The 25,533-nt window shown below is 63.3% G+C and carries 23 protein-coding genes; 6 read left to right on the forward strand and 17 right to left on the reverse strand.

Annotated elements, in window-relative coordinates; all coding sequences use genetic code 11:
* The first annotated feature begins 51 nt into the window (after positions 1 to 51).
* A complete protein-coding gene (locus BMW76_RS08445; RefSeq protein WP_090864697.1) occupies positions 52 to 1,029 on the forward strand; it encodes a glycosyltransferase family 2 protein in 978 nt (325 codons plus the stop codon).
* 98 nt (positions 1,030 to 1,127) lie between these two features.
* Here BMW76_RS08445 and BMW76_RS08450 read toward each other — a convergent pair whose 3' ends face one another.
* From BMW76_RS08450 to BMW76_RS08510, 10 genes are all read right to left on the reverse strand, one after another.
* A complete protein-coding gene (locus tag BMW76_RS08450; RefSeq protein ID WP_090864698.1) occupies positions 1,128 to 2,423 on the reverse strand; it encodes an MFS family transporter in 1,296 nt (431 codons plus the stop codon).
* Between the two features lie 355 nt (positions 2,424 to 2,778).
* Entirely contained in the window at positions 2,779 to 4,515 is a 1,737-nt protein-coding gene (locus BMW76_RS08455; RefSeq protein ID WP_090864699.1) for a SpoVR family protein, read from the reverse strand.
* Positions 4,512 to 5,783, reverse strand: coding sequence for a YeaH/YhbH family protein (locus BMW76_RS08460; RefSeq protein ID WP_090864700.1), 1,272 nt, complete (start codon positions 5,781 to 5,783; stop codon positions 4,512 to 4,514). The genes BMW76_RS08455 and BMW76_RS08460 overlap by 4 nt, the downstream gene beginning before the upstream one ends.
* Before the next feature lie 141 nt (positions 5,784 to 5,924).
* A complete protein-coding gene (locus BMW76_RS08465; protein WP_087735276.1) occupies positions 5,925 to 7,847 on the reverse strand; it encodes a PrkA family serine protein kinase in 1,923 nt (640 codons plus the stop codon).
* Positions 7,848 to 8,780: 933 nt separating this feature from the next.
* Entirely contained in the window at positions 8,781 to 9,542 is a 762-nt protein-coding gene (locus BMW76_RS08475; protein WP_090864948.1) for a 2-keto-4-pentenoate hydratase, read from the reverse strand.
* A gap of 580 nt (positions 9,543 to 10,122) precedes the next feature.
* Positions 10,123 to 11,046 carry a ribokinase gene (gene rbsK, locus BMW76_RS08485; protein ID WP_407668925.1) on the reverse strand — a complete coding sequence of 308 codons (924 nt, stop codon included), beginning with the start codon at positions 11,044 to 11,046 and terminating at the stop codon, positions 10,123 to 10,125.
* Positions 11,047 to 11,122: 76 nt separating this feature from the next.
* Positions 11,123 to 12,154: a LacI family DNA-binding transcriptional regulator gene (locus BMW76_RS08490; protein WP_090864703.1), complete on the reverse strand. Its 1,032-nt coding sequence runs from the start codon at positions 12,152 to 12,154 to the stop codon at positions 11,123 to 11,125.
* 121 nt (positions 12,155 to 12,275) lie between these two features.
* Entirely contained in the window at positions 12,276 to 13,385 is a 1,110-nt protein-coding gene (locus tag BMW76_RS08495) for an ABC transporter permease (RefSeq protein ID WP_090864704.1), read from the reverse strand.
* Positions 13,382 to 14,977, reverse strand: coding sequence for a sugar ABC transporter ATP-binding protein (locus BMW76_RS08500; RefSeq protein WP_090864950.1), 1,596 nt, complete (start codon positions 14,975 to 14,977; stop codon positions 13,382 to 13,384). Before BMW76_RS08500 ends, BMW76_RS08495 begins: the two co-directional genes overlap by 4 nt.
* Before the next feature lie 309 nt (positions 14,978 to 15,286).
* A complete protein-coding gene (locus BMW76_RS08510) occupies positions 15,287 to 16,240 on the reverse strand; it encodes a sugar ABC transporter substrate-binding protein (protein WP_090864706.1) in 954 nt (317 codons plus the stop codon).
* Positions 16,241 to 16,832: 592 nt separating this feature from the next.
* Between BMW76_RS08510 and BMW76_RS08515 the strand changes: the two genes are divergently transcribed.
* Entirely contained in the window at positions 16,833 to 17,471 is a 639-nt protein-coding gene (locus BMW76_RS08515) for a LysE family translocator (protein ID WP_090864707.1), read from the forward strand.
* A 49-nt stretch (positions 17,472 to 17,520) separates the two neighbouring features.
* On the opposite strand, the gene corA is transcribed toward BMW76_RS08515, so the two are convergent.
* The 4 genes from corA to BMW76_RS08535 form a co-directional block, all read right to left on the reverse strand.
* Complete coding sequence (gene corA, locus BMW76_RS08520) at positions 17,521 to 18,498, reverse strand: magnesium/cobalt transporter CorA (protein ID WP_090864708.1); 978 nt, start codon at positions 18,496 to 18,498, stop codon at positions 17,521 to 17,523.
* A 197-nt stretch (positions 18,499 to 18,695) separates the two neighbouring features.
* Positions 18,696 to 19,175 (reverse strand): DUF2846 domain-containing protein, encoded by a 480-nt coding sequence (locus BMW76_RS08525; RefSeq protein WP_245763155.1) that lies wholly within the window; start codon positions 19,173 to 19,175, stop codon positions 18,696 to 18,698.
* Between the two features lie 403 nt (positions 19,176 to 19,578).
* Entirely contained in the window at positions 19,579 to 20,007 is a 429-nt protein-coding gene (locus BMW76_RS08530; protein WP_090864709.1) for a type II toxin-antitoxin system VapC family toxin, read from the reverse strand.
* Positions 19,994 to 20,239: a FitA-like ribbon-helix-helix domain-containing protein gene (locus BMW76_RS08535; RefSeq protein ID WP_090864710.1), complete on the reverse strand. Its 246-nt coding sequence runs from the start codon at positions 20,237 to 20,239 to the stop codon at positions 19,994 to 19,996. The genes BMW76_RS08530 and BMW76_RS08535 overlap by 14 nt, the downstream gene beginning before the upstream one ends.
* A 181-nt stretch (positions 20,240 to 20,420) precedes the next feature.
* On the opposite strand from BMW76_RS08535, the gene cydX reads away from it, so the two are divergent.
* Both cydX and BMW76_RS08545 read left to right on the forward strand, forming a co-directional pair.
* On the forward strand, positions 20,421 to 20,567 hold the full coding sequence (cydX, locus tag BMW76_RS08540) for a cytochrome bd-I oxidase subunit CydX (RefSeq protein ID WP_090864711.1): 147 nt from the start codon (positions 20,421 to 20,423) through the stop codon (positions 20,565 to 20,567).
* The gene (locus BMW76_RS08545) at positions 20,564 to 21,184 is read left to right on the forward strand and encodes an AAA family ATPase (RefSeq protein ID WP_090864712.1); all 621 of its coding nucleotides are present in this window, start codon (positions 20,564 to 20,566) and stop codon (positions 21,182 to 21,184) included. The genes cydX and BMW76_RS08545 overlap by 4 nt, the downstream gene beginning before the upstream one ends.
* Before the next feature lie 183 nt (positions 21,185 to 21,367).
* Here the strand turns inward: BMW76_RS08545 and BMW76_RS08550 are convergent, their stop codons facing one another.
* The 3 genes from BMW76_RS08550 to BMW76_RS08560 all read right to left on the reverse strand — a co-directional run bounded on the left by BMW76_RS08550 (position 21,368) and on the right by BMW76_RS08560 (position 24,203).
* Positions 21,368 to 22,465 (reverse strand): saccharopine dehydrogenase family protein, encoded by a 1,098-nt coding sequence (locus BMW76_RS08550; protein ID WP_090864713.1) that lies wholly within the window; start codon positions 22,463 to 22,465, stop codon positions 21,368 to 21,370.
* Between the two features lie 244 nt (positions 22,466 to 22,709).
* On the reverse strand, positions 22,710 to 23,174 hold the full coding sequence (locus tag BMW76_RS08555) for an Lrp/AsnC family transcriptional regulator (protein WP_090864714.1): 465 nt from the start codon (positions 23,172 to 23,174) through the stop codon (positions 22,710 to 22,712).
* 144 nt (positions 23,175 to 23,318) lie between these two features.
* Positions 23,319 to 24,203, reverse strand: coding sequence for a LysR family transcriptional regulator (locus BMW76_RS08560; protein WP_090864715.1), 885 nt, complete (start codon positions 24,201 to 24,203; stop codon positions 23,319 to 23,321).
* A gap of 159 nt (positions 24,204 to 24,362) precedes the next feature.
* Here BMW76_RS08560 and BMW76_RS08565 point away from each other — a divergent pair, with 159 nt between their 5' ends.
* Together BMW76_RS08565 and BMW76_RS08570 are read left to right on the forward strand one after the other, a co-directional pair.
* Complete coding sequence (locus BMW76_RS08565) at positions 24,363 to 24,878, forward strand: Spy/CpxP family protein refolding chaperone (protein ID WP_090864716.1); 516 nt, start codon at positions 24,363 to 24,365, stop codon at positions 24,876 to 24,878.
* Between the two features lie 200 nt (positions 24,879 to 25,078).
* Positions 25,079 to 25,516, forward strand: coding sequence for a PGDYG domain-containing protein (locus BMW76_RS08570; RefSeq protein WP_090864717.1), 438 nt, complete (start codon positions 25,079 to 25,081; stop codon positions 25,514 to 25,516).
* The last annotated feature ends 17 nt before the right edge of the window (positions 25,517 to 25,533 follow it).

A 25,533-nucleotide genomic window follows, 5' to 3' on the forward strand; every position in this document is an offset into this window, starting at 1 on the left:
TTCGTCATGTGAAGCGCTTGCTGCGACCACATGGGAGCGAGGCGGAAAACAATGACGACATCCAGCAAGGTTTCCATTTGCGTGCCGACGTGCAACAGGCCCGATTTGATCGTCCAGTGTGTCGACTCGTGCCTGACTCAAACCCATATGAACGTCGAGATCCTGATCGGCGACGATTCGAGCGACGCCCGCACGCAACGCCTGATCGAAGCGCGTTATGCGCACGATGCGCGCATCCGCTATGTGAAGAACGAGCCGCCGCTCGGGCAGGCGCGCAATGTCGCGAGCCTCTTCGCGCGCGCGAGCGGCGACAAGATCTCGTTGATCCACGACGACGATTACTTCGCGAAGGACGGCATCGAAAGTCTGCTGGCGTTGTGGCAGTCGCATCCACAGCTCGAAGTCGCGTTCGCGGACCAGTACGAGGTCGATGCGCGCGGACACGTCGATCTGTCGAAGAGTGACGCCCTCAACGCGGACTTCCATCGCATCGAGCCCGCGCAAGGCATGCAGCAGCAGCCAGGACGCACGGGGCTCGTGCAGATGTTCCCGAACAACGGATGGATGGCGAATGCCGATCTCGTCAAGCGGATCGGCTATCGCGACGACGTCGGCATGTGCTGCGATTACGTGTTCGGGTCCGAGCTTTGCGTTGCGGCATCGCAGGTGTATTACCTGCATCGGTATGTGTCGTACTACCGCAAGACCGACGCTTCGATTTCGCGCAGCACACGCGGCTCGACGTTCGCCGCGTCGTTGACGGCCTTCGAGTTCGTGTCGGGACTGTCGCTCGATGTCTCGCTCGAACCGGCGCGCAAGCTGGCGTTGCGACGGCTCGCGCCTATCGTCGTGTCGCTGTACGCGAAAAACGACGCGCCTTGGGCCGCGCTGCGCGTCGCGCTCGCGCATCTGTATGCGTATCGGTATGGGCGCGATGCGCGGCTCTACTACCATCTGTCGCTGATCGCGCGCGCGTTCGTCTCGATGCGGTGGCGCGGTCTGCCGCCTTGCGCGCCGAAATTTCCGTAACAGCGCGGCCACGAAGAACGACGCGGGCATAAAAAAAAAACGGCTCTGTTCATCGAACAGAGCCGCTTCGTGCATCACATCGCGTCAGACCGGGCGCATCACGGTTCGTTGCGCAGATACCCTACCTTCGACGGATCGCGCATGCGGAACGACACGAGACCCGCGATCGCGCACATCGCCGTGACGTACCAGTAGAACGACGATTCGCTGCCCGCCTGCTTGAGCCACAGTGCGACGTATTCCGCCGAGCCGCCGAAGATTGCATTCGCGACCGCATACGACAGGCCGACGCCGAGCGCCCGCACTTCCGGCGGGAACATCTCGGCCTTGATCAGGCCGCTGATCGACGTATAGAAGCTGACGATGGCGAGCGCGGTCACGACGAGCGCGAATGCCGCGACGGGGCTCGTCACATCCTTCAGCGCATGCAGCAGCGGCACCGTGCCGATCGTCGCGAAGAAGCCGAACAGCAGCATCGAGTTGCGGCGGCCGATACGATCCGACAATGCGCCGAACAGCGGCTGCATCACCATGTACACGAAGAGAGCGGCCGTCATCACGTTGCTCGCCGTCTTCGCATGCATGCCCGCCGTGTTGACCAGGTACTTCTGCATGTACGTCGTGAACGTGTAGAAAATCAGCGAGCCGCCTGCCGTGAAGCCAAGCACCGTGAAGAACGCGCCCTTGTGCTGCCACATCCCGCGCAGCGTGCCCGCTTCCTTGCGCCGACGCATCTCGGCTGTCGTCGTTTCGTCGAGTGAGCGGCGCAGATACAGCGCGACCAGCGCCGAGAGCGCGCCGACCACGAACGGAATCCGCCAACCCCACGCCTTCAGTTCTTCCGTCGTCAGCACTTGTTGCAGGATCACGAGCACGAGCAGCGCGAACAGCTGCCCGCCGATCAGCGTCACGTACTGGAACGACGCAAAGAAGCCGCGACGCCCTTGCAGCGCGACCTCGCTCATGTACGTTGCGCTGGTGCCGTACTCGCCGCCCACGGACAGGCCCTGGAACAGACGCGCAACCAGCAGCAACAGCGGCGCGAGCGCGCCGATCTGCGCATAGGTGGGCACCACGGCGATCACGAGCGAGCCGCCGCACATCATGAACACCGACACCATCATCGCGAAGCGCCGGCCGCGTTTGTCGGCGAGACGTCCGAAGAACCAGCCGCCGATCGGGCGCATCAGGAAGCCCGCCGCGAATACGCCCGCCGTATTCAGCAGTTGCGCCGTCGTGTCGCCCTTCGGAAAGAACGCGGGCGCGAAGTACAGCGCGCAAAACGAGTAGACATAGAAATCGAACCACTCGACGAGGTTGCCCGATGAGGCACCCACGATTGCGAAGATGCGTCGCCGGGTGTCGCTGGGAGTGAAGACGGTTGTGTCGGTCATGCTGGTGTCGGTCCCTTCTAACAGGTTTTAGCGGTCGTGACGCCGCCTTGTATTGCGCTGAAGCCGGTTTTTCAGCGAGGTTTCGATCCCGTTGCAGTCGGGTTTCAGCGCGCGTGCGAGATTGTAGAAAAACGTAAGCTTTGACGCGGTCGGTATCTTAACGGATATCCATGGATAACGGCGCCTGGACGCGCATCTGAAGCGTTTTGTGCCGGGCGTGGCCGCCGCGTGGCCTGCGGGCAGAAGCGCGAGCGCGACCGCGCCGCATGCGTCAAGCGCACAAAAAAGCCAGCCCGGAGGCTGGCTCTCATCACGATTGCTGTGCGCGGGCCCGTCAAACGCGCGTCAATTCTCGTCAAACGCGAATCGCGGGCGCCGTATAACGGCACTCGTAGCGCTTTCTGACCGTCCCGTTTTCGTCGACACTTTCCAGGTACACGTCGAACTGCCACAAGCGCGCCATGTGCTTGAGCACTTCGTCGCTGTCGTTCGACAGATGCCGGTTGTCGCTCATGAAGTGACGCAGCGTGAGACTGCGGTCGCCGCGCGTATTCACGGAATACACCTGGATATTCGGCTCGCGATGATGCATGTCGTACTGACGCGACAGCGCCTGACGCACGTATTGGTAGCCGCTGTCGTCGTGGATCGCGGAGACCTCGAGCGCATCGCGCATGTCGTCGTCGAGCACCGAGAAGAGGCGCATTTCGCGGATCAGATGCGGCGACAGGTACTGCGCGATAAAGCTCTCGTCCTTGAAGTTGCGCATCGCGTAGTGCATCGCCTGCAGCCACGGACTGCCCGCGAGTTCCGGGAACCACTTGCGGTCCTCTTCCGTCGGGTTTTCGCAGACGCGGCGAATGTCGCTCATCATCGAAAAGCCGAGCGCGTACGGATTGATGCCGCTGTAGTACGGCTTCGTGACGGGCGGCTGATAGACGACGTTGCTGTGCGAATGGAGGAACTCCATCATGAAGCCGTCTTCGAGCTTGCCCTCGTTGTACAGCGTATTGAGCAGCGTGTAATGCCAGAACGTGGCCCAGCCTTCGTTCATCACCTGCGTCTGACGCTGCGGATAGAAGTACTGCCCGATCTTGCGCACGATGCGGATGACTTCGCGCTCCCACGGCTCCAGCAGCGGCGCGTTCTTTTCCGCGAAATACAGCAGGTTTTCCTGCGGCTCCGGCGGATAACGCTCTTCCACTTCCTCCGGCATGGGCGTGTGGCGCGTCGGCAGCGTGCGCCACAACTCGTTGACCTGCGACTGCAGATACGCTTCGCGTTCGCGGCGCGCTGCGAGTTCTTTCTGCAACGACAGCTTCTGCGGACGCTTGTAGCGGTCCACGCCGTAGTTCATCAGCGCATGGCACGAGTCGAGCAGTTCTTCGACGCGGTCGAGCCCATAACGCTCCTCGCATTCCGCGATGTAGTTCTTCGCGTAGACAAGGTAATCGATGATCGCATGCGCATCCGTCCACAAGCGGAACAGATAGTTGCCCTTGAAGAAAGAGTTGTGCCCATAGGCCGCGTGCGCGATGACGAGCGCCTGCATCGTCATCGTGTTCTCTTCCATCAGATACGCAATGCAAGGATTCGAGTTGATGACGATCTCATACGCGAGGCCCATTTGCCCGCGTCGGTAGCTCTTTTCGGTAGCGAGAAAATGCTTGCCGAATGACCAGTGCCGGTAGTTGACGGGCATGCCGACGGACGCATACGCGTCCATCATCTGTTCGGCGCTGATCAGTTCGAGCTGGATCGGATAGACATCGAGTTCATATTGCTCCGCAACATGCGCGATATGAGTGTCGTACTCTTCGATCAGTTCGAAGGTCCAGTCGGACGGACACGGCAACGGCCTTCTGTCGGCAACGTTCATACGGACTTCCCTTTGCCCTTCGGTGGGCGCCCCGGTGGGTCCTCGTGCTGCAGCTGCGTCAGGCGCTACGCCTGCTCCGGCATCGGGCGCACGCGTATCCTTCACGTGCGCCGTGTTCGCCTCGGCATGCCCGGCCTCACTTCGCTTCGGCACGCCTTTACGACGCTCGGGTTGATACCCGCGCGCCTCGTTGTGCAGGTGGCGAGTCGTCATGCCGCTTCCACCTGCTTCTCAAACAGCTCGCGGAACACTGGGTAGATATCCGCAGCCGTCTCGACCTTCTTCATGGCCAGATGCGGCACCATTTGCGCAAGCTGTGCATATTCGAGCCACAGGTTCTGCTCTTCAGGCGTCACCTGAATGTACGCAAAATACCGCACCTTATCGAGAATGTCATCCGAGAGGATCTTGCGGCATTTCGGCGAGTCATCGGTCCAGTTGTCGCCATCCGAAGCCTGCGCGCCATAAATGTTCCATTCAGTCGGCGAGTAGCGTTCGTCGAGGATCTTCTGCATCAGTTCCAGCGCGCTCGATACGACCGTGCCGCCGCTTTCCGTCGAATGGAAGAACGTGTCTTCGTCGACTTCTTCGGCGCGCGTGTGGTGCCGGATAAACACCACTTCGATCTTCTCGTAGTTCCGCTTGAGGAACAGATACAGCAGGATGAAGAAGCGCTTGGCGAGATCCTTGCGCTGCTCGTCCATCGAACCGGATACATCCATCAGACAAAACATCACGGCCTGGCTCGACGGTTGCGGCTGCTTCACGCGGTTCACGTAACGCAGATCGAACGGGTCGATAAACGGAATGCGCCAGATGCGGCCGCGCAAATGATGGATGTCCTCTTCGAGCAGCTTGATCTCTTCGCGACGGTCGGCGGGGTCCGCCTTCATCTCTTCGAGCTGCTTTTCGAGCTCGTGCAATTCGTTGACGAGCGGCGCGCCGAGCGCGATGCGCCGGCCCAGTGCGCTGCGCAACGAACGCACGACGTCGATGTTGTTCGGCGTGCCCTCCGCCGCCCAGCCCGCGCGGATGCTCTTCCACGTGGGCACGGCGAGCAGATGCGTTTTGACGAGACGCGGCAATTCGAGGTCGTCGAAGAAGTACTGCATGAATTCTTCGCGGCTCAGTTCGAAAACGAAATCGTCCTGCCCTTCGCCTTCGTTGCTGGCGCTGCTGCCTCCGCCACCGCCGCCGCCCCCTTGCGGGCGGGGTATCTTGTCGCCGCGTATGTAGTCGGCGTTACCCGGGTGCACCATTTCGCGCCTGCCGCCCGGACCGTGCCGGAACGACGGCTCCGCGATGTCCTTGCGCGGAATCGTGATGCTCTGGGTGTTCTGAATGTCCTTGATACTCCGGTCGCGCACCGCTTCTGACACCGCGCGACGAATATATCCCTTCACGCGACGCAGAAAGCGTTCGCGGTTTGCAATGCTCTTGTTCTTGCCTGCCAGCCTGCGGTCGATGATTTGATGAAGCACATCCGGTCTCCCGCTCCGATTTGGAATACGCGGGGCGCAAGTTGCGCATGCAATGTTATGTCCATGCGGCTTGCGCCTCGCAGGAGGCCCGCGCCAACCGGGTGAAGCGAACCCGTTCGCGCGGGCTTTGCGCTACGCGTTTCATGACGACTTGCGCACACGCAGATACCAGTCGCACAAGAGCCGCACCTGCTTCGGCGTATAGCCCTTGGTGACCATCCGGTTGACGAAGTCCTCGTGCTTGCGCTGTTCCTCCGCCGACCCTTTCGCATTGAACGAGATGACGGGGAGAAGTTCTTCCGTATTCGAGAACATTTTCTTTTCGATCACGACGCGCAGCTTTTCATAGCTGATCCACGCGGGGTTCTTGCCCCCGTTCGCGGCGCGCGCGCGCAACACGAAATTCACGATCTCGTTGCGGAAGTCCTTCGGATTGCTGATGCCGGCAGGCTTCTCGATCTTCTCCAGCTCGGCATTCAACGCCGCGCGATCGAAGCTCTCGCCCGTGTCGTGGTCGCGGAACTCCTGGTCCTGAATCCAGAAGTCGGCGTATGTCACATAGCGATCGAAAATGTTCTGCCCATACTCGGAATACGACTCCAGATACGCGGTCTGAATCTCCTTTCCAATGAACTCGGCGTAACGCGACGCGAGCACGTCCTTGATGAACGACAGGAACTTCTGCTCGGTTTCCGGCGGGAACTGCTCTCGCTCGATCTGCTGTTCGAGCACGTACATGAGATGCACCGGGTTCGCCGCGACTTCCGTCGTATCGAAGTTGAACACGCGCGACATGATCTTGAACGCGAAGCGCGTGGATACACCCGTCATCCCTTCGTCGACGCCGGCGAAGTCGCGATACTCCTGATACGACTTCGCCTTCGGATCGGTGTCTTTCAGGTTCTCGCCGTCATACACCTGCATCTTCGAAAAGAGGCTCGAATTCTCCGGCTCCTGCAAGCGCGTGAGCACCGAGAACTGCGCCATCATCTTCAGCGTGCCGGGCGCGCACACGGCATTGGCCAGCGAAGAGTTGCGCAGCAGCTTCTCGTAGATCTTCATCTCTTCCGAGTAGCGCAGGCAGTACGGCACCTTCACGACGAAGATACGGTCGAGCAATGCTTCGTTGTTGCGGTTGTTGCGGAACGCCTTCCACTCCGACTCGTTCGAGTGGGCGAGGATGATGCCGTCGAACGGAATCGCGCCGAAGCCTTCCGTGCCCTTGAAGTTGCCCTCCTGCGTTGCAGTGAGCAGCGGGTGCAGCACCTTGATCGGCGCCTTGAACATTTCGACGAACTCGAGCAGGCCCTGGTTCGCGAGACACAGGCCGCCGGAGTAGCTATAGGCGTCCGCATCGTCTTGCGCATACTGCTCGAGCTTGCGGATATCGACCTTGCCGACGAGGGACGAAATATCCTGATTGTTTTCGTCGCCCGGCTCGGTCTTCGCGATCGCGATCTGCCGCAGCACCGACGGATAGCGCCGCACCACGCGGAACTTGCGGATGTCGCCGTTGTATTCGTGCAGGCGCTTGACCGCCCACGGACTCAGAATGCTCTTCAGGTAGCGGCGCGGTATGCCGTATTGCTCTTCGAGGATGGGGCCGTCCTCGTCATAGTCGAACAGGCCCAAAGGCGATTCGTTGACGGGCGAGCCCTTGATCGCATAGAACGGCACGCGTTCCATCAGCTGCTTGAGCCGCTCGGCAATCGACGACTTGCCGCCGCCGACCGGGCCCAACAGATAAAGAATCTGCTTCTTTTCTTCGAGCCCCTGGGCGGCATGCCTGAAGTAGGCGACCACCTGCTCGATCACATCTTCCATTCCGTAGAACTCACGGAATGCGGGGTATACCTTGATGACCTTGTTCGCGAAGATACGCGAAAGACGCGGATCGTTGCGTGTGTCTATCTGCTCAGGTTCTCCTATTGCCGACAGCATGCGTTCGCCAGCGGTGGCGTACGCGGCGGGATTGTCTTTGCAGAGCGCGAGATACTCCTCGAGCGAGAATTCCTCCTCTCGCGTTTTCTCGAAGCGGGTCGCGAAACTGCTGTAGATATCCATGCTACCTCCTCGCCGAAGTCTGGGACGATGTCGTGCGCGGCGCGCTATCAGGAAACGACATCGCTCGAATTCATCCTAAACCCTTTTAAATTTTTTTTCACGAACTACGTTGTGAAAATCGCGCCACAGCTAGCTCTCAGCCCCGCTCGCTTGATGACGCAAATTCGCTCACCTACAATCATTGCCCACACCTCGCGAGAAACTTCATCAGCGCTGCTGCATTGCATCTTACGTTCCTTCCCCGCGCTGTCTTCCACATGCATCTTTCGCACGCGACATCGCGTGGCATTCTGCACTTTTCCGCACCTTCGCAAACACTCGCGTAGCACGCTGTCTGCCTGCTCACACTACTGCGACACATTACTTCGTCTCGTGCGTGCCTGCAGTGCATGCGACCCAGTGCATGTGGACTGCGCGTTCGACTTCAACAACCGCTGCGCAGTGCACATTGCGGCCCTTTCTGCTCTTTCTGCCATAACGCACGCGTGGATGCTTGCGACGACAGTTCAGCCGCTGTGTTACATGTTTTGCATGTGCGCAAGCGCGCATTCCTGCCGTTCGTCAGCACGCGCGTCAAATCGTTCAACGCAATCGCGCCTGTGTGCAAGCGCGCACGAATCGGTGTGACACGCGTCATCTGTCCTTTGACGCCATGTCCATAGGACGGCGCACGCTACGCGCATCTGAACAGGTAGATGTAGCCAGGTGTTTGCCCCTTTTGCCCTTGATCGACGCGTTTGGTGGGCGCGCTGTCGCAAATCGCAGAGGAAGAGGCAGCGGCGACGAGCGAATGCATGCGGAAATGACAGCAGTGCAGGCCGTCGCATCCGCATGCAGTGAGATGGCGCCGCAACGCGACGCCCGGTGGGGCACTTTATGGGCCGTATTGGGCCGTAATGGGCCGCGGACCTGAAGACTTAGGGACTTAGTGGTTTACGTCAGTTCGACTTCGACTTCGCCGAGTCCGTCGATATGACCATACACGCGCCCCGGCCCGTCGACCCGATGTGCGCCGATATACGAGCCGGTCGTGATGGTCCATTCGGGCTCGATCGTGATACCCATGGCGGCGCAGTGGTTGACGAACCACACGAGCAGTTCGCGCGGGTCGCCGGCGGGATTGCCCGTCGATTCGGGCACGAGCGACTGGCCGTCAAATGTCAGTTCGAGTTCGGGTGACACGAAGTCGAACGAGCGCGCGAGCGACGCGTACGGCTGCGCATGCCCCGTCACCAGCGCGCCATTGTTCTGCGCATCGGCGAGCTGCGCGAGGAGCGCGACGTTCGGCCATTCGGCGAACCGGCTGTCGACGATTTCGATCGCGGGCAGCACCGAGCCGACGCGCGCCAGCACTTCATCGCGCGCATAGGTCTCGCCGTGCGGCTCGATGGGGTCGGCGAAGCGGAACGCGATTTCCAGTTCGAGCAGCACGCGGAAAAACGAACCATGTTCGAGCCGCGAGGGCGAGGCCACCGTCAGCGCAGCCGGAATCGGCGCGCCCGAGGCCGGACCGCCCGGAGCTTTGGCACCGATTTTCCAGGCGCCCGTCGAGCCGCCCAGTCCCGCGATGACCGCCTGCTGGATCGCATAGGCCGTCGCGGCATCGGGCGGGAGGGTGTCGAGCGGGAGCGTGTCGATTGCGCGGTGCTGGCGGCGCGCATCGACGAGGCGTTGCGCGAGGTCGTGATCCGTCATGTCGTTTCCCTTTTGGCTTCCTGGACTATCGTGGTCCGACGTGGGCTTCTGCAACAGCAAGGCGCTTGCAGCAAGCGATGGCGTCGCGCGGCGAACGAGCGCGTGAAGCCGTCCCTTCATACGGCTCGCGCGTGCTGTGATGCGGCATGAGTACAACGATACATTCGCTGCCGCGTTCGTCCGTTGGTTCGTCAATGTACCGGAACATTGGCGCGCTGAGTCGGCTCGATTGATCGGAAAGGAGAAGACGGCGGCAGCGCGCCATGCGGGCCTGCGCAACGGCCGTGCGCGCATGCAGTTCTGCGCGAACGGCACGTGACTTCATTCACGCGTTCGCCACCGTCACACGTACCACACAGTGGATGCCGTGTTTCAAACTGGCATCTTCGAGCCCGCTTTTGGTGCGTCGGCACGTCTTTGGAGCAGGCTGCGCTGAATGTTGCCGCCGTCCTGCTCATCCGCGGCGGCCCGCCGTATGCCTGTAATTGTTACAAGCGCTTGAGGAAGAACGCCAGTCGCGGCCCGCCACGTGTCCCGCCATACAACAGGAGGCGTTCACGAAGGAAAGGAAGGAAACGCTTCAGGCCCCGTCGATTTCTGCGCGGATCGGAATGGACGGCTGCGCGCCTGCGCGCGTGACGGAAATCGACGCCGCGCGCTGCGCAAAGCGGATCGCGTCCGTCACGCTCGCCCCTTGCGCGAGTTGCGCGGCAAAGCCGCCGATGAAGGTATCGCCCGCCGCGGTGGTATCGACGGCCCGCACGCGCGGCGCGTCGAAATGCCGGGGCGGCTCGCCGCCCATCGCGGCCACTACGCCCTGTGCGCCGATCGTCACGATCACGTTGCGCGCGCCCGCGCTGCGCAATGCATCGGCGGCCAGCATCGCCTCTTCCGGCGACGAAACGGACAGACCCGTCAGCGTCGCCGCTTCGAGTTCGTTCGGAACCAGGTAATCGACGAGCGGCAGCCAGTCGACGGGCAGCGGCCCCACGGCGGGCGCCGGATTCAGGATGACCGTCTTGCCGAGCCGGCGCGCCGCCGTGAGCGCGGCGTGGACGGTCGCGGGCGGCGTCTCCAGCTGGCAGATCACGACCTGCGCGCGCGCCAGCGCTGCGTCGTGGCGCGCGATGGTGTCGGGTGTCACTTCGCCGTTGCTGCCCGCAATGATGACGATCGAGTTCTGGCTGCCATCGTCGACGATGATGAGCGCGACACCCGTCGGCGCCGTCGCACTGGTTTCGAGCGCCGCGCAGTCGATGCCCTCCGCTTCGAGCCCCGCGCGCAGCTGCACGCCGTTCGCGTCCGCGCCGACGCAGCCGAGCATCGCCACCTGCGCGCCGAGACGCGCGGCGGCCACCGCCTGGTTGCCGCCCTTGCCGCCCGGAACCTGCGCGAACGCATGGCCCGCGAGCGTCTCGCCGGGCTGCGGCATGCGCGGCGCGCGCGCGACGAGATCCATGTTCAGACTGCCGACCACGGTCACGTGCCCGCGCGCGTCATTCATTGCCACGACTGCCTCCATCGTCTTGCCTGTCGGCGCGCATTAACGGCGCGGCCGCACCCCTCTCTCGTCCGCAGCCTCACGCCGCCCTGATATTGCGCCGCGCCCCCGCAAACGCGGCCGTCGATTCACGCAGGATCAGCCGCGGCGCGATCACGCGGCGGCGGAAGGTCGTATCCGCTGCTGTGCCGTTGATCCGCTCGATCAACGTCTGTGCCGCCATTTCGCCGAGCGCGCGCACCGACTGGCCGACCGTCGACAGCGCCGGATAGGTGAAGCGCCCCAGTTCGATATCGTCGAAACCGATGACAGAGCAATCCTGCGGCACGCGCAGGCCGCGTTCGGCCGCCGCGCGCAGCGCGCCGATGCCCATCATGTCGTTGCACGCGAAGATCGCCGTCGGCTGCACGGTGTCGAACAGCTGGCCTGCCGCGCGATATCCGCCGCTGCCCGAGAAATCGCTTTCGACGATGCCGTTCGGCGCGATCTCGATGCCGCGCTCGGCCATCGCGCGAATGAAGCCATGCACGCGCATCGCGCTGACGGCCGTTTCGATCGGGCCCGTGATGCAGCCGATCTTCGAATGCCCCAGTTGCAGCAGATGCCGCGTCGCCAGATAGGCGCCCTTTTCGTGATCGATCTGGACCAGATCGGCGGACACGCCTTCGATGTTCCGGTCGACGATTACGAGCGGCTCGCGCGAATCGGCGAGCGTCGTCGCAAGCGTCACATCGTCGCCCGCCGACGCGACAATCAGCCCGTCGATGCGCTTTTCCTGCAGCACGCGCAGATAGCTGCGCTGCTTCGCCGGATCGTCGTCCGAGTTGCAGAAGAACACGCAGTAGCCATTGCGCGCGCAACCGTCCTCGATGCCACGCGCCAGCTCCGCAAAGTACGGATTGGTGCTGTTGGGCACCACGAGCCCGATCGTCGCCGTCGAGCGCGCCTTCAGCGACCGCGCGACCGCGGACGGCACGTAGTTGAGCTGGCGGATCGCCAGTTCGACTTTCGAGCGCACATCCGCGGACACCGGCCGCGTATTGTTCACGACATGCGACACCGTAGTGAATGACACGCCGGCGATGGCCGCCACATCCTTGATCGTCGCCATAAGCTAAAACCCCCTGCCTGTTCTTACTGCTGGCCAATGCAGCTCATGCTGCATCCGCGGTGCTCTCGTTGAGTTGTTCCCAAGGCGCCCGCCGTCCCGCGCCACGGCGGCCGCCCCGCTTTCAATTGCGCTTGCGCCGGCTGCGGTACGTATCCAGCACGACCGCGATCACGATCACAGCACCCGTGATGATGCGCTTGGTCGGTTCGTTTGCGCCGATCTGCGCGAGGCCCGCCGCGAGCACCGATATGATCAACACGCCAAAGAACGTGCTGATGACGGAGCCGCGCCCGCCCATCAGACTCGTTCCGCCGATCACGACAGCCGCGATCACCTGCAGCTCCAGCCCCGCGCCTGCATTCGGGTCGGCCGCTTCCAGACGCGAGATCTGGAACAGCGCCGCGAGCCCCGACAGCGCGCCCATCAGCGCGAACACGATCACCTTGTACGGCTTCGGGTTCACGCCCGCCAGCCGCACGGCTTCCTCGTTCGTGCCGATACCGACCAGATAGCGGCCGAACACCGTGCGCGTCAGCACCAGTTGCGCGACGATCATCACGGCCACCGCGATCAGGAACGCCGGCGAGATGCCGACGGCGATCGGGTTCGACAGGAAATCGAACGCGTCGCCGATATACGCGGTGCGCGAGTTCGTCATCTGGTACGCGAGGCCGCGCGCCGCTTCGAGCACGCCGAGCGACACGATGAACGACGGAATCCGCCAGCCCACCGTCACGGCGCCCGTGATCGTGCCCGTCAGCGCCGCCGCAGCGAGGCCGAGCGCGGCCGCCACGATTGGCCCGAGTTGCCACTTGAGTGACGCGACGCTCACGATCGACGCCCCCAGCGCCAGCACCGAGCCGACGGACAGGTCGATGCCCGCGATGATCAGCACGAACGTCATCCCGACCGACATCACGACGAGATCGGGAATCTGGTTCGCGATCGTGACGAACGTCTCGAACGTCAAGAAGTGCGAGCTCAGCACCGAGAACAGCGCAATCATCGCGACCAGCGCGCCGACGAGCCCGAGGTAGTTCGAAAAGCCCAGGCGCGTGCCCGCCGGCTTGCCGCTCGCGAGCGGCGCCGACGGATCGGCTGTTTGAGCGGCTGCTTGAGCGGCCGCCTGATCCGCTGCCTGATTCGGCGCCTGAGCGGTCGTCGCCGTGACGCCGGCGCGCGCAGCCGCCGGCTCCTTGGCCGCGCTTCCCGTGACCCGTTGATCGGTCATGACTGAGTCTCTCCTTCGTGCATCTCATGCGGGTGCAACAGGGCTTCGCGATTGCGATAGCCGGCAAATGCCGCGGCGAGCAACGCGTCCTGCGTCCACTCGTCCCGCCTGAAGACACCCGTCATGCGCCCCGCCGACATCACGCCGATCCGGTCGCAGATCAGCATCAGCTCGCGCAGGTCGCTCGACACGACCACGAGCGCGCGGCCTTCGCGGGCCAGCGCGCCCATCAATCCATAAATATCGAACTTCGCGCCGACATCGATGCCGCGCGTCGGTTCGTCGAACAGCAGCACCTTGCAATCGCGCGCGAGCCATCGGCCGATCACGACTTTCTGCTGATTGCCGCCCGACAGCTCGCCGACCGGCTGCGCCGGCCCCGACGTGCGGATGCGCATCGCGTCGATCTGCCGCTTCGCAAGCGCGTTCTCGCGCTTCGCGTCGACGATGCCATGCCGCGCGACGCCGCGCAGATTGCCGAGCGACACGTTCGCCGCAACGGGCTGCGGCAGCAGCAGGCCTTCGCCCTTGCGGTCCTCCGTGATCAGCGCGATGCCGTGCCTGACGGCGTCGGAAGGCGTGCCGATCTGCACGGGCGTGGGCGCCGCGCCCGGCGTCGCGGCCAGCGCCACGGTGCCGGCATCCTTCTGGTCCGCGCCGTAGATGAGCCGCATCAGTTCCGTGCGGCCCGCGCCGATCAACCCGCTCACGCCGAAAATCTCACCCGCCTTCACCTCGAACGACACGTCGCGCACGACGGGCGCACGGGTCATTCCGTCGACCTTCAGCAACGTCGTGCCGATGTTGCGCGCGCCCAGATCGATGCGCTCGCCGAGCTCGCGGCCGACCATCAGCGTGACGATCTGGTCGCTCGTCAGGTTCGCCATCGCGTCGACGCGCACCAGTCTGCCGTCGCGCAGCACGGCCACGCGCTCGGCGACGCGCGCCAGCTCTTCGAGCCGGTGCGAGATGTAGACGAGCGCAACGCCGCGCGCCTTCAGCCGGTCGATCTGCTCGAACAGCAGATCGACTTCGCGCGCCGTCAGCATCGCCGTCGGCTCGTCGAGGATCAGCACGCGGCAGTCGCCGATCAGATTGCGCGCGATCTCGACCATCTGCTGATGACCGATACCCAGTTCGCCGACGAGCGTATCGGGGTCGATCGCCTCGAGGCCGACCTGGGCCATCGCTTCGCGCGCGTCCTCGCGCAGCTTGCGGCGGTCGATCCAGCCAAAGCCCAGCTTGCCCGCGCGCGGCAGGCGATTGAGGAACAGGTTCTCGGCAACCGACAGCGTCGGCAAGAGGTTCAACTCCTGCATCACCATGCGGATGCCGAGCGCCTCTGCTTCCGTCCGGCTCGCGGGGGCGTACGGCTCGCCCGCGAGCTGCATCGAACCCGTCGTCGGATCGACGAGCCCGCCGATGATCTTCGACAGCGTGCTCTTGCCCGCGCCGTTCTCGCCCGTCAGCGCGAGCGCCTCCCCGGCGTGCAACGCCAGCGAGACGTCCGCCAGCACGGGCTCGGCATAGGTCTTCCCTATCCCCGTGACGGACAGTACGGCAGGCAATGCGTCTTGGTCGGTTGATGCCATCGTCATCCAGATCTCGTAGCCGCCGCGCAGCGCCGCAGCGGACTGCGCGTCGTGCGCCCGTCCGTCATGCAGCGCCGCCGCACGGCTTCGCCCGTCATGCGGACAGCGGGCCCACAGCCGTGCGCATCCCGAAGATACGGCTTTTCGGGCTGCGCCCCGTCCGTCTGCTCGCGCGGCTGGCCGGCCGTCATGACGCTTACCTCTGGCATAACGGCGGCGCGGCGGATTTCTTGAGCGTTCGTTTACCTCGACGCGCGGACCGTGTGCGCCGTGCGCGCTGAATGTTCCCACACGGCCCGCACGGTCTCCTTACTTCGTGACCAGATCGACAGGCGTTTCGACGACGCCCGACAGGTCCGCCTGCTTCTTGTGCCCGGCGATCGCCTTCAACGCCACGTCGATGCCGAACACAGCCTGCTTCGCCGCGTACTGATCAGCCGTGGCGAGCACGCGGCCGTCCTTCAGCATCGGCTTGATCGCGTTGATGTTGTCGTAGCCGACCACATAGACCTTGCCCTGCTTGCCCGCCGCGCGCACGGCCGATACCGCGCCGATCGCCATGTTGTCGTTGCCGCACAGCAGCGCCTTGATGTTCGGATAGGCGTTGAGCATCGACGACGCGATCGCGTTGCCCTTGTCGATTTCCCATTCACCCGACTGCACCGAGTCGACCTTCGCGCCGACCTTCTGCATCGCCGCCTTGAAGCCGGCCGTGCGTTGCTGCGCGTTGGTCGTCGTCGATACGCCTTCGACGATACCGACCTCGTCGCCCGACTTCAGCTTCTTCGCCAGATAGTCGCCGACCTTCTCGGCGCCCTTCGCGTTGTCCGGACCGACGAACGGTATGTTCAGGTCCTTCGACTTGAGCACGTCGGTGTCGAGCCGGTTGTCGATGTTCACGACGATGATGCCGGCGTCCACCGCCTTCTTGACCACGGGCACGAGCGCCTTCGAATCCGCCGGCGCGAGCACGATCGCATCGACCTTCGAGACGATCATCTGCTCGACGATACGGATCTGGTTCGCCGTATCCGTCTCGTCCTTGATGCCGTTCGTGATCAGGTCGAAGGTGCTGGCGTTGTGCTTCTGATAGTCCTTCGCGCCCGTTTCCATCGTGAGGAAGAACTCGTTGGCGAGCGACTTCATCACCAGCGCGACTTTCGGTTTTTTGGCGGCCTGGGCCCAGGCCGACGAGAACGGCACGGCGGCGGCCGTGAATACGACAGCAGCCATCAGGACGCGGCGACGAATGCGGTGGTTCATGCGGTATCTCCAGTTGTAGGACTCAGGGCGAGTCCGTTTTTGTTTGTGCGCAAACGTTTGCGAGCGATATTCTCAGCGGTGCCTGTTCGCGATGTCAACGATGGGCGGTGCTGCGCTGCACATCGCGCCCGCGACGCATGCCTTGGGCAAGGCTTGGCACCTTTGGAGGCACGTATTGCCGCGAAGGTTCGGCGCTGCTTCGAATGACGTCGTGGCACGGATCGCTCGCTTGGTTCTGCCCGTTGATCGGCCTATGCGATGGGAGCCGCCTGTTGCCAGACCGCGTCCCATGCGCACCGGCGCTCGTGATGCCCGGCGCTGCAACGCGCCGGTACTGCCTTGCTGCTCTGCTGCCTTCCGCGAGCCGCAACTACCGCGGCGGGCAGGACGCCTATGCTGGCCCCTTCTCGCGCGCGCGGCAAGGGGAAAGAGGGGGAAAAGCCGTGGCCGTCGTGGTCGGCGCAACAGGTGCGATGTGCGTATCATGGGCCGATGGTTCATAGGGAATGGTTCATGTGAGCCACTTTGGCTCGCGCACTGCGATCGTCACGACGGTCATGCGGGTGCAACAGCTATTCAACGTGGAGTCGTCATGCTTGGTATCAGCCAGTTCCCGCTCTTTCTCGCCGCCGTCACGGTGCTCAATCTCACGCCCGGACCGGACATCGCATATGTCGCCGGTCAAAGCATCGCGCAGGGACGGCGAGCGGGGCTGCTGTCGGCCGTCGGCGTTGCGTTCGGCGGCTGCATGCATACGGTCGCGTGCGCGCTCGGCATCACGGCGCTGCTGGCGGCGTCGCCGGGCGCGTTCAACGCGATCAAATGGATCGGCGCCGCGTACCTGATGTATCTCGGCTTGAGAATGCTGTGGCCGACGGCTACGGCCGTCGCGAAGGGCGAAGCGCCGCCCGATGTGCCGCGGCTCTCGCGCGGCACGCTGCTCTTTCGAGGCTTCGTGACGAATGCGTCGAACCCGAAAGTGCTGCTCTTCTATATAGCGTTCTTCCCGCAGTTCGTCAGCGCCGACAGCCCGCACAAGACGCTAGCCTTTCTCGTGCTGGGCGCGGTGTTCGTGACGCTCGGGCTCATCAACGATTGCTTGGTCGCGTGGCTCGCCGCGACGGCCGCGCGTGCCGTGCGCTCGCAACCGGCCGTGCGGCGGTGGATCGACCGCGTGGTGGGCGCGGGGTTCATCGGCCTGGGCGTGCGGCTCGCGCTGACGAAGCGCTGACGAAGCGCTGACGAAGCGCTGACGCATTCGACGCGGCCCGGCCCGCGCGCTACAGCCAGTTCGCCTTCTTGAAGCCCCGGTACAGCGCGAGGTCGATCAGCAGCATCACCAGCAGGCAGATCGGATAGCCGTACTTGAAGTGCAGCTCGGGAATCTCCTGGAAGTTCATTCCGTAGATGCCGGCGATCATGGTCGGCACGGCGAACAGCGCGGCGAACGAGCCGAGACGCTTGGTCACTTCGTTCTCGGCGAGCGAGATCATGCCGAGATTGACCTGAATGGCCGTGACGATCATTTCGCGGCGCCCTTCGATGGTCCGCACGATGCGGTCGAGGTGATCGTAGACATCGCGGAAGTACGCCTGCATGCCGACACAGATCGACGGAATGCGTCCGCCCGTGAGCTTGCTGATGCCTTCCAGCAGCGGCGAAATGTGATGCTGGAGCATCACGAGGCGGCGCTTCAACGAGTATAGGTCTTCGATGATCGCGCGCGACGCGGCGAGGTCGTGCTTGTCGAAGATGCGGTCTTCGATTTCCTCGATCTCGGTGCCGATCGCTTCGAGAAGCGGGAAGTAGCGGTCGACGACATTGTCGGCGAGCGCGTACAGCACGAACGCCGCGCCCTCTTTCAGCAGCTGCGGTTCGCGCTCGCAGCGCGCACGGACTTCCTGGAAGCCGTGACGCGTGCCGCGCCGCACCGACAGCACATAGTTCGCGCCGACGAACACATCGACCTCGCCGATCACGAACTCGCCGTCGTCGTCGGTCTCGATGGTGTGCATGACGGCGAACAGCGAATCGCCGTACTCCTCCATCTTCGGACGCTGATGGCCGTGACGCACGTCTTCGACGGCCAGTTCGTGCAGCCCGAACTCGTGCTTCATCACTTCGAGCTCACCAGGGCCCGGATCTTTCAACGCGACCCAGACAAAGCACTCGGGCTTGGCGACATAGACGCTGATGTCGTCGATCTCGATGTCGGCCAGCTTGCGGCCATCCTGATACGCGGCGCAGTTGATCAGCATGATTGAATACCTTGAAAACGATTCGGCTTCGCGGATCGAAAGCGGTTAGTCGCGATGGGCGGTTGTCCTGTTCGTGTGTCCACCCGATCGCAACGCAAAGCCGGCATGAGCGCGACGTGCGATATGAGTCCCCGATGTTACGTCGGCTCGAACCAGCGCGGTGTGTCGAATTGTCAATGTCGCGTCGAGCCTGCCTGTCAATTGGCGACGCGCCGCAGCATGATGCGGTGATCGTCGTTGAATGAAACGCTGGCGCGATTCGAATAGCGCGTATCCGGCGTCACGAAGAAGCCGATCTCCACGACAGGGTCGAACTGCGTCGACACCGCGATGCGATGCGTGCCTGGCGTGAGCCAGAAGACGATGTGCTCGCCGTTCATGATGTCCGCGACGCGTTCGCCGTCGACATACACGAGGGCATCGCGAAACCGGACGATGACGTTGTCGGTCCGCTCGCGCCGCAGGTCGACAGCCACCTTGCCGGTTTCCGGTTGCGTGACATCCGGCTTGACAATGCGCTCGGCGGGCACGTCCTTGAACGGCACTTTGTCGGCGGGCGTGGACGCGCAACCGGCGACGAGCGACACGGCCGTCATCGCGGTCATCAAAAGCGTGAGCGACTGGGCCGTGCGCGCCGCGGACGCGGTGCGCATCGCCAGGCTTTGCTTGCGTCTCATCGTTCGTCTCCTGTCGACCAGAGTTGGCGCTTTAGCTGTCGGCTGGAGTTAGTGCTTCAGCGCTTACTCCAGCCCCATGCAGAGCACTTACCTCTGGTCCCACGCAGCGCGGTCGACCAGAGTTGGCGCTTTAGCTGTCGGCTGGAGTTAGTGCTTCAGCGCTTACTCCAGCCCCATGCAGAGCACTTACCTCTGGTCCCACGCAGCGCGGTCGACCAGAGTTGGCGCTTTAGCTGTCGGCCGGAGTTAATGCATCAGCACTTACGCCGGCCCATGCAGAGCACTCACTCTTGCCCATGCAGAGCACTCACTCTTGCCCCATCCTTTCTGGTTCCATACAGCGCGCTTGCCGTTCATCGCTTCGTTGTCCAGACACCCGTGCGCCGGCCGCGCTGCCGCCCCGCTACTCCTCCACCGGCTGAAACGGGCTCAGCACCCGCGCGCCCGTTCCGTCGAAGTCTGCCACGTTGCGCGTCACGACGGTCAGGTTGTAGATTAGTGCTGTCGCCGCGATCATCTTGTCGAGCGAGTGCTCGGGATGCGGCACACGCAAATGGCCCCATGTTTGCGCGACGTCGGTGCCGACATTCAGAATGTGGCTGCTGAACGAATCGATGATCGTATCGAGCCATCCTTCCAGCCGCAACGCCTGAAATTTGTCGCCCCGATGCCGGATCAGATCGACGCCGCGCCGCAACTCGCCCACGGTCACGACCGACAGATACAGGCGATGCCCCTCATCTCTCGCTGCTTCGAAAAATGCCTGAACGCCAGGATTGGCGCGGCTGCTCTTGCGCATTTCGCTGATTACATTGGTATCAATCAAATACACCCGGTCCCTCGCTTTCGTCAGTTGCGTCATGCAGGCGCTCGAAGTCGGCGTCTTCGCCAACGTCCGGCATGCTCATTAGCAACTCGGCAAAGCTGAGCTTCTTTGGCTGAAAGAGCGCCTGCGCCAGGATTTCCCGATGTTCTGCTTCGACGCTGCGCCCGTGAGACGCGGCCTGCTCACGCAGGCTCTGCACCAACGCATCGTCCAGACCTCGGACCAGCAAATTTGCCATTTCGATTCCCCGGTACACGTGTGATAGCAATGATATCAACGATAATCGTGCAGTCAACCTGGCCGGATGGCATAGGGGTTGCGACATGCCGCCTTCGCGTTCAAGATCAGATGAAGGGCGTCGCATGAACCTCGGCATCCAGACGCAGGCAAGCGGCGCGGCGGTTTAAGGGGAGGCTTCGATGTGGTACTTCAGCTGGATTCTGGGCATTGGCGTGGCGCTGGGCTTTGGGATCATCAATGCGATGTGGCTCGAAGCGAGCGGCACGTTCGCCCGCGACGACGCGCCCGCCCCCACACTATCCACGACCGAGGACTCATCCACGTGACGCATCTGGTTTTTATCTGTGGCCACGCGGGCACCGGCAAGACGACGCTCGCCAAACGGCTGATCGGCCCATTGATGAAGGCGACGGGCCATGCCTTCTGTCTGCTGGACAAGGACACGCTCTACGGCGGCTATAGCGCGGCCGCGATCGGCGCGCTGACGGGCGATCCGAACGATCGCGACAGCCCGCTTTTTCTCCAGCATTTTCGCGATCCCGAATATCGCGGCCTGTTCGACACGGCCGCCGAGAATCTGCGGCTCGGCATCGGCGTGATTGCCGTCGGGCCGCTGTCGCGCGAAGTGCGCGAGCGCAAGCTCTTCGATCACGCGTGGCTCGGCGTGCCGAACGACGTGAAGATCAGCATCGTGTGGGTCGCGACGTCGGAAGAGACGGCGCACGAGCGGATCCTCGCGCGCGGCAATCCGAACGACGCCTACAAGCTCGCGCATTGGGACGAGTACCGGCAGCGCCGCTTCATGCCCACAGGCAAGCAGCGCGAAGGCCTGCTGATGTTCGACAACACCGCGCCCGTACCCGCCGATTACGACGCCTTGCTCGCGCAACTCGTGCGAACGCCGCAACAAGCTGGCGTCATGCTGCCGCCGATGCCCGTCTGACGCGCGCTCCGTCGCGCGGCTTCCGCACACCTTCGGCACGCGCCAGACAACGAAAACGGGCGTTCGACCTTTTTGGTCGAACGCCCGCTTCGCTATTGCCTCTCAGGCGGCTCTCTGCGGAGCCTCATCCGATCACGCTTGCCCGCGGTTCCTGCTTGCGCTTTTGCGCGCCGGGTCAGACGGTCAGACCGTCGCCATTGCCTCCAGCGCGCGGCCTTCGTACAGTTGCCCGAAACGGTTCGCGAGAAACTCGCGCAGCGACACCTGCTCCTGACGCACGAACCCGCTTTGCGGCAGCTTCTTTTCGCGGAACAGATCGAGCACCGCGCACATCGCGCCCGCCGTGGTGATCTGGATCGCACTCATGGCCACGCCGCAGACCGTCTTCGCGAAGATCTTGCGCGTGAACACTTCCTGCACCAGCTGGCCGTCGCGCACGCCCGTCACCGTGATGAAGACGAGCACGACATCCTGGGCCGTCGACGGCACCGAGCGGCGCATGATCGTCTTCAGCGTGTCGCGGTCGGTCGCGAGACGCAGGTCTTCGAGCAGGAACTGCATCAGGTCGCGATGGCCGGGATAGCGCACCGACTTGTAGTCGAGCGTTTCGACACGGCCCGCCAGCGTCTCGCACAGCGTGCCCAGACCGCCCGACGTGTTGAACGCCTCGTACTCGATGCCGTCGAGCGAAAAATGCTCGAGGCCTTCGAGCGGCTGCACCCACTGCGTGCGGCTGTCGCGGATCGCTTCGCACGGCTGGCAGTACTCGTTGATGAGACCGTCGACGCTCCACGTCAGGTTGTACTTCAGCGCATTCGTCGGAAACTCGGGCAGCGCGCCGACGCGCATCTTCACGTCGCGGATTTCGCTGAAGCGGTTCGCCAGTTCGTGCGCGGCGATGCCGATGAAGCCCGGCGCAAGGCCGCACTGCGGCATGAACGCGTGCCCGGCGTCGTCGGCGATCGCACGGATCGCATGCGTCGCGCGCACGTCTTCCGTCAGGTCGAAATAGTGCACGCCCGCGCACTTCGCCGCCGTCGCGACGCTCACCGCGAGGTAATACGGCAGCGCGTTGATGAGCGCGTCGAAGCCCTGAATCGCGGCGCGCAGCGCGGCGGCATCGGCGGAATCGACGCGGCGCGTCGGGATGCCTTGCGCGGCCAGCTTGTCGAGCGCGTGCTGATCGCGGTCCATCGCGATCACTTCGTAGTCGCCTGTCTCGCGCAACATGTGCGCAATGGTGTGACCGATCAGACCTGCGCCAACGATGGCAACTTTCATGCGCTTCTCCTTTGTTCTCTGTTCGATGGATGCTGTCTCCAGCGTGAACGGCGCGCCGCAGCGAACCTCTATAGAGAAGTTTAGGGAGAAGGCCCGTCGGTTTATAGGCGCAAAGTGCTGCGCAATGACCATTAATTTCGACGATTCGACGAAGCGTTTCGACGATTCGTCGAAAACGTATCAAAACCGCGTAAACGCGGGGTATGCGGCGCTCAAGAAGCGCGTGGAGCGAGCCCGCGCGCGTTCATCCTCCGATCATCCCGCGATCGATCTTGCGCGCCAGGATGATCGACGTCGTCGTGCGCTCGACGCCCGCGAGGCCGCCGATCTGGTCGAGCAGATCGTTCAGGCGCTCGGGCGAATCGGCGCGCAGCCACGCGACGTAATCGAACTCGCCGCTCACTGCGCACAGCAGTTGCACTTCCGGCATCCGGTTCAGCTTCTTCTGCACGTCCGGTCCGTACTTCGGCGCGATGATGATGCCGACGTACGCGTAGATGCTCGCGTCGAGCACGTCCTGGCCGAGCCGCACGCTATAGCCGGCGATCACGTTGGTCTTTTCGAGCCGCGCGATGCGCGCGATCACGGTCGTGCGCGCGACGCCCAGCTGTCGCGCGAGATTCGCGACGCTTTCGCGCGCGTTGGCCTGCAGCAGTGCAACGAGGTTGCGGTCGAGTTCGTCGAGTTGATCGAGGCGCGGTGGTCTCATCGATTGAAGGTCAGCGTTGAGGTGGAAGCTCGCCGCACGGCGAGCGCAGACGTCGACGACGGGATACGCGGATTATGCACCGCGCGCCCCGCAGCGCGAATACATGCGGACTGCACATATCGCGCGTTCACGCGGGGCGACGCGTCACACGCCGAAGCGCTCGATGACGAAGTCGATGAACGTCGTGAGCTTCGGCGTCGGGCGGCCGTCGCGCGGATAGAGCAGATGCACGGGCGCGCCATCGGGCAGCCAGTCTTCCAGTACGCAGACGAGCTCGCCACGTTCGATCTCGCGCGCGAGCAGCGCTTCCGGCTGAAGCACCAGACCGAAGCCGCGCAGCGCCGCCACCTTGAGCGCCTGGCCGTTGTTCGCGCGAAAGCGTCCCGGACGCAGCTGGCAATCGGTTGCGGCATCTCCGTCGAGACGCCACAGACCCTCGCGGCCCCAATGCAGAAAGCCGAGGCACTCGTGATTGACGAGATCGGCGGGCGTCTTCGGCGTGCCCATCCGCGCGAGATACGCGGGCGATGCGCACGCGCGCATCCGGTACGGCTTCAACGACCTTGCGACGAGACTCGAATCCGGCAGGCGGCCGATCCGCACGGCCGCATCGAAACCCTCTTCGACGAGATCGACGATGCGGTTCGACAGATCGAGTTCGAGGCTGACATCGGGCCATGCGCCCAGATAGTCGGTCATTGCAGGCGAGAACACTTCGACGCCGTACGTGAGCGGCACCGTCACCTTCAGCGTGCCGCGCGGCGCGGACGTCATCGACTCCGCCAGCGACTCCGCGGCCTTCACGTCGGCGAGAATGCGCCGGCATTGCTCGTAGTACTGGCGACCGATCTCGGTGAGGCTTTGACGGCGCGTCGTGCGCGTCAGAAGCCGCGCAGAGAGCTGCGTTTCGAGCGAGCGGATGTGCTTGCCGACCATCGCCGACGACAGCTGGAAGCGCTCGGCGGCCGCCGTCAGGCTGCCCGCTTCGACCACGGCAACGAAGATTTCCATGCTGACGAATTTATCCACCGGCTATTTTTCCCGATCGTTTCGGTTGTAAGCAGTTGTCGCAATGCAGTCGCGATGGGGCGATAACGTGATACTAATAGCAGCCTGATGTGCGCCGCACGCATATGCATAACGCTTCGTCAAGCTTCACTCTCATACGAACGGACAACAGGAGTCTCAATGAAAAAAACGCTCGCCATTCTCGCTTCCGCATTGTCGATGAGCGCCGCATTCGCACAGACGGCAGCGCCCGCAGGCGCATCGGCGCCCGCCATGTCGACGGCAGCCTCGCAGACGCAGGGCAAGGCGCGTCATGAGCAGCGCGTCGAAGAACGGATCAGCTATCTGCATTCGCAACTGAAGATCACGTCGACTCAAGAGTCGCAATGGAACAACTTCGCCGACGTCATGCGCAACAACAGTGAAACGATGGCCAGCCTGTTCGAGCAACGCAGGGCGAATCCGAACGTGTCCGCGCTCGACGACATGAAGGGCTACGCCGAAATCACGCAGGCTCACGCGGACGGCTCGAAGAAACTCGTCGACGCCTTCGAGCCGCTCTACACCAGTTTCTCGCCGGAGCAGAAGAAGCTCGCCGACGAAACCTTCCGCCGTCAGCCGGCTGAAGGCGGTGCGCACCACCGCCGCTCGGGCAAATCGGCCGCGCCTGCAACGGACGCGCCCGTCAAGCCGTAACTCGCAGCGCGAGTTGCCACCCGTGTTTCGCAAAACGCCTGCCCTCACGGCAGGCGTTTTTTATTGCATCCGCGCGAATCTGGCATCATGCGCGCCTGCACCGCGTTTGCACCTCGTTTGCACCTCATCGCGCCTCGTTGCTCTTTGTTGCGCTGACGCTGGCTTACGCGGCCCTGTCATCTGAATACGCTTTAAAGCCCATGCTCGAACTAAAGAACATTGACCTGCTCGCCGATCCTGCCGCGCGACGCGTCGTCAAGGAGGAAACCGTCACCGTGCAATTCGCCCAGGATGACGGCGAACTGATGAGCCTCGAAGGGCCGAATCGCTACACGCGCGGCGACGCACTGATCACGGGCTCGACGGGCGACCGCTGGGTCGTGTCGCGTGAACGCTTCGATGCGAAGTACCTGCCCGCCGACGCCGGACTCGCACACGGCGAGGCCGGTTCGTATCGCAATCGCCCCGCCGTCGTTCTCGCAAAGCAGATGAGCGAACCGTTCTCGCTCGCGCGTTCGTCGCAGGGCGGCGACGTGCTCAAGGGCACGGCAGGCGACTGGATCATGCAATACGCGCCCGGCGACTATGGTGTCGTGCAGGCCGCGCGCTTTGCGAAGGTCTATCGGCTCGCGGACTGAGCGACGCTTCGCGCGAT

The organism is Paraburkholderia diazotrophica (genome assembly GCF_900108945.1).
Lineage (GTDB): Bacteria > Pseudomonadota > Gammaproteobacteria > Burkholderiales > Burkholderiaceae > Paraburkholderia > Paraburkholderia diazotrophica.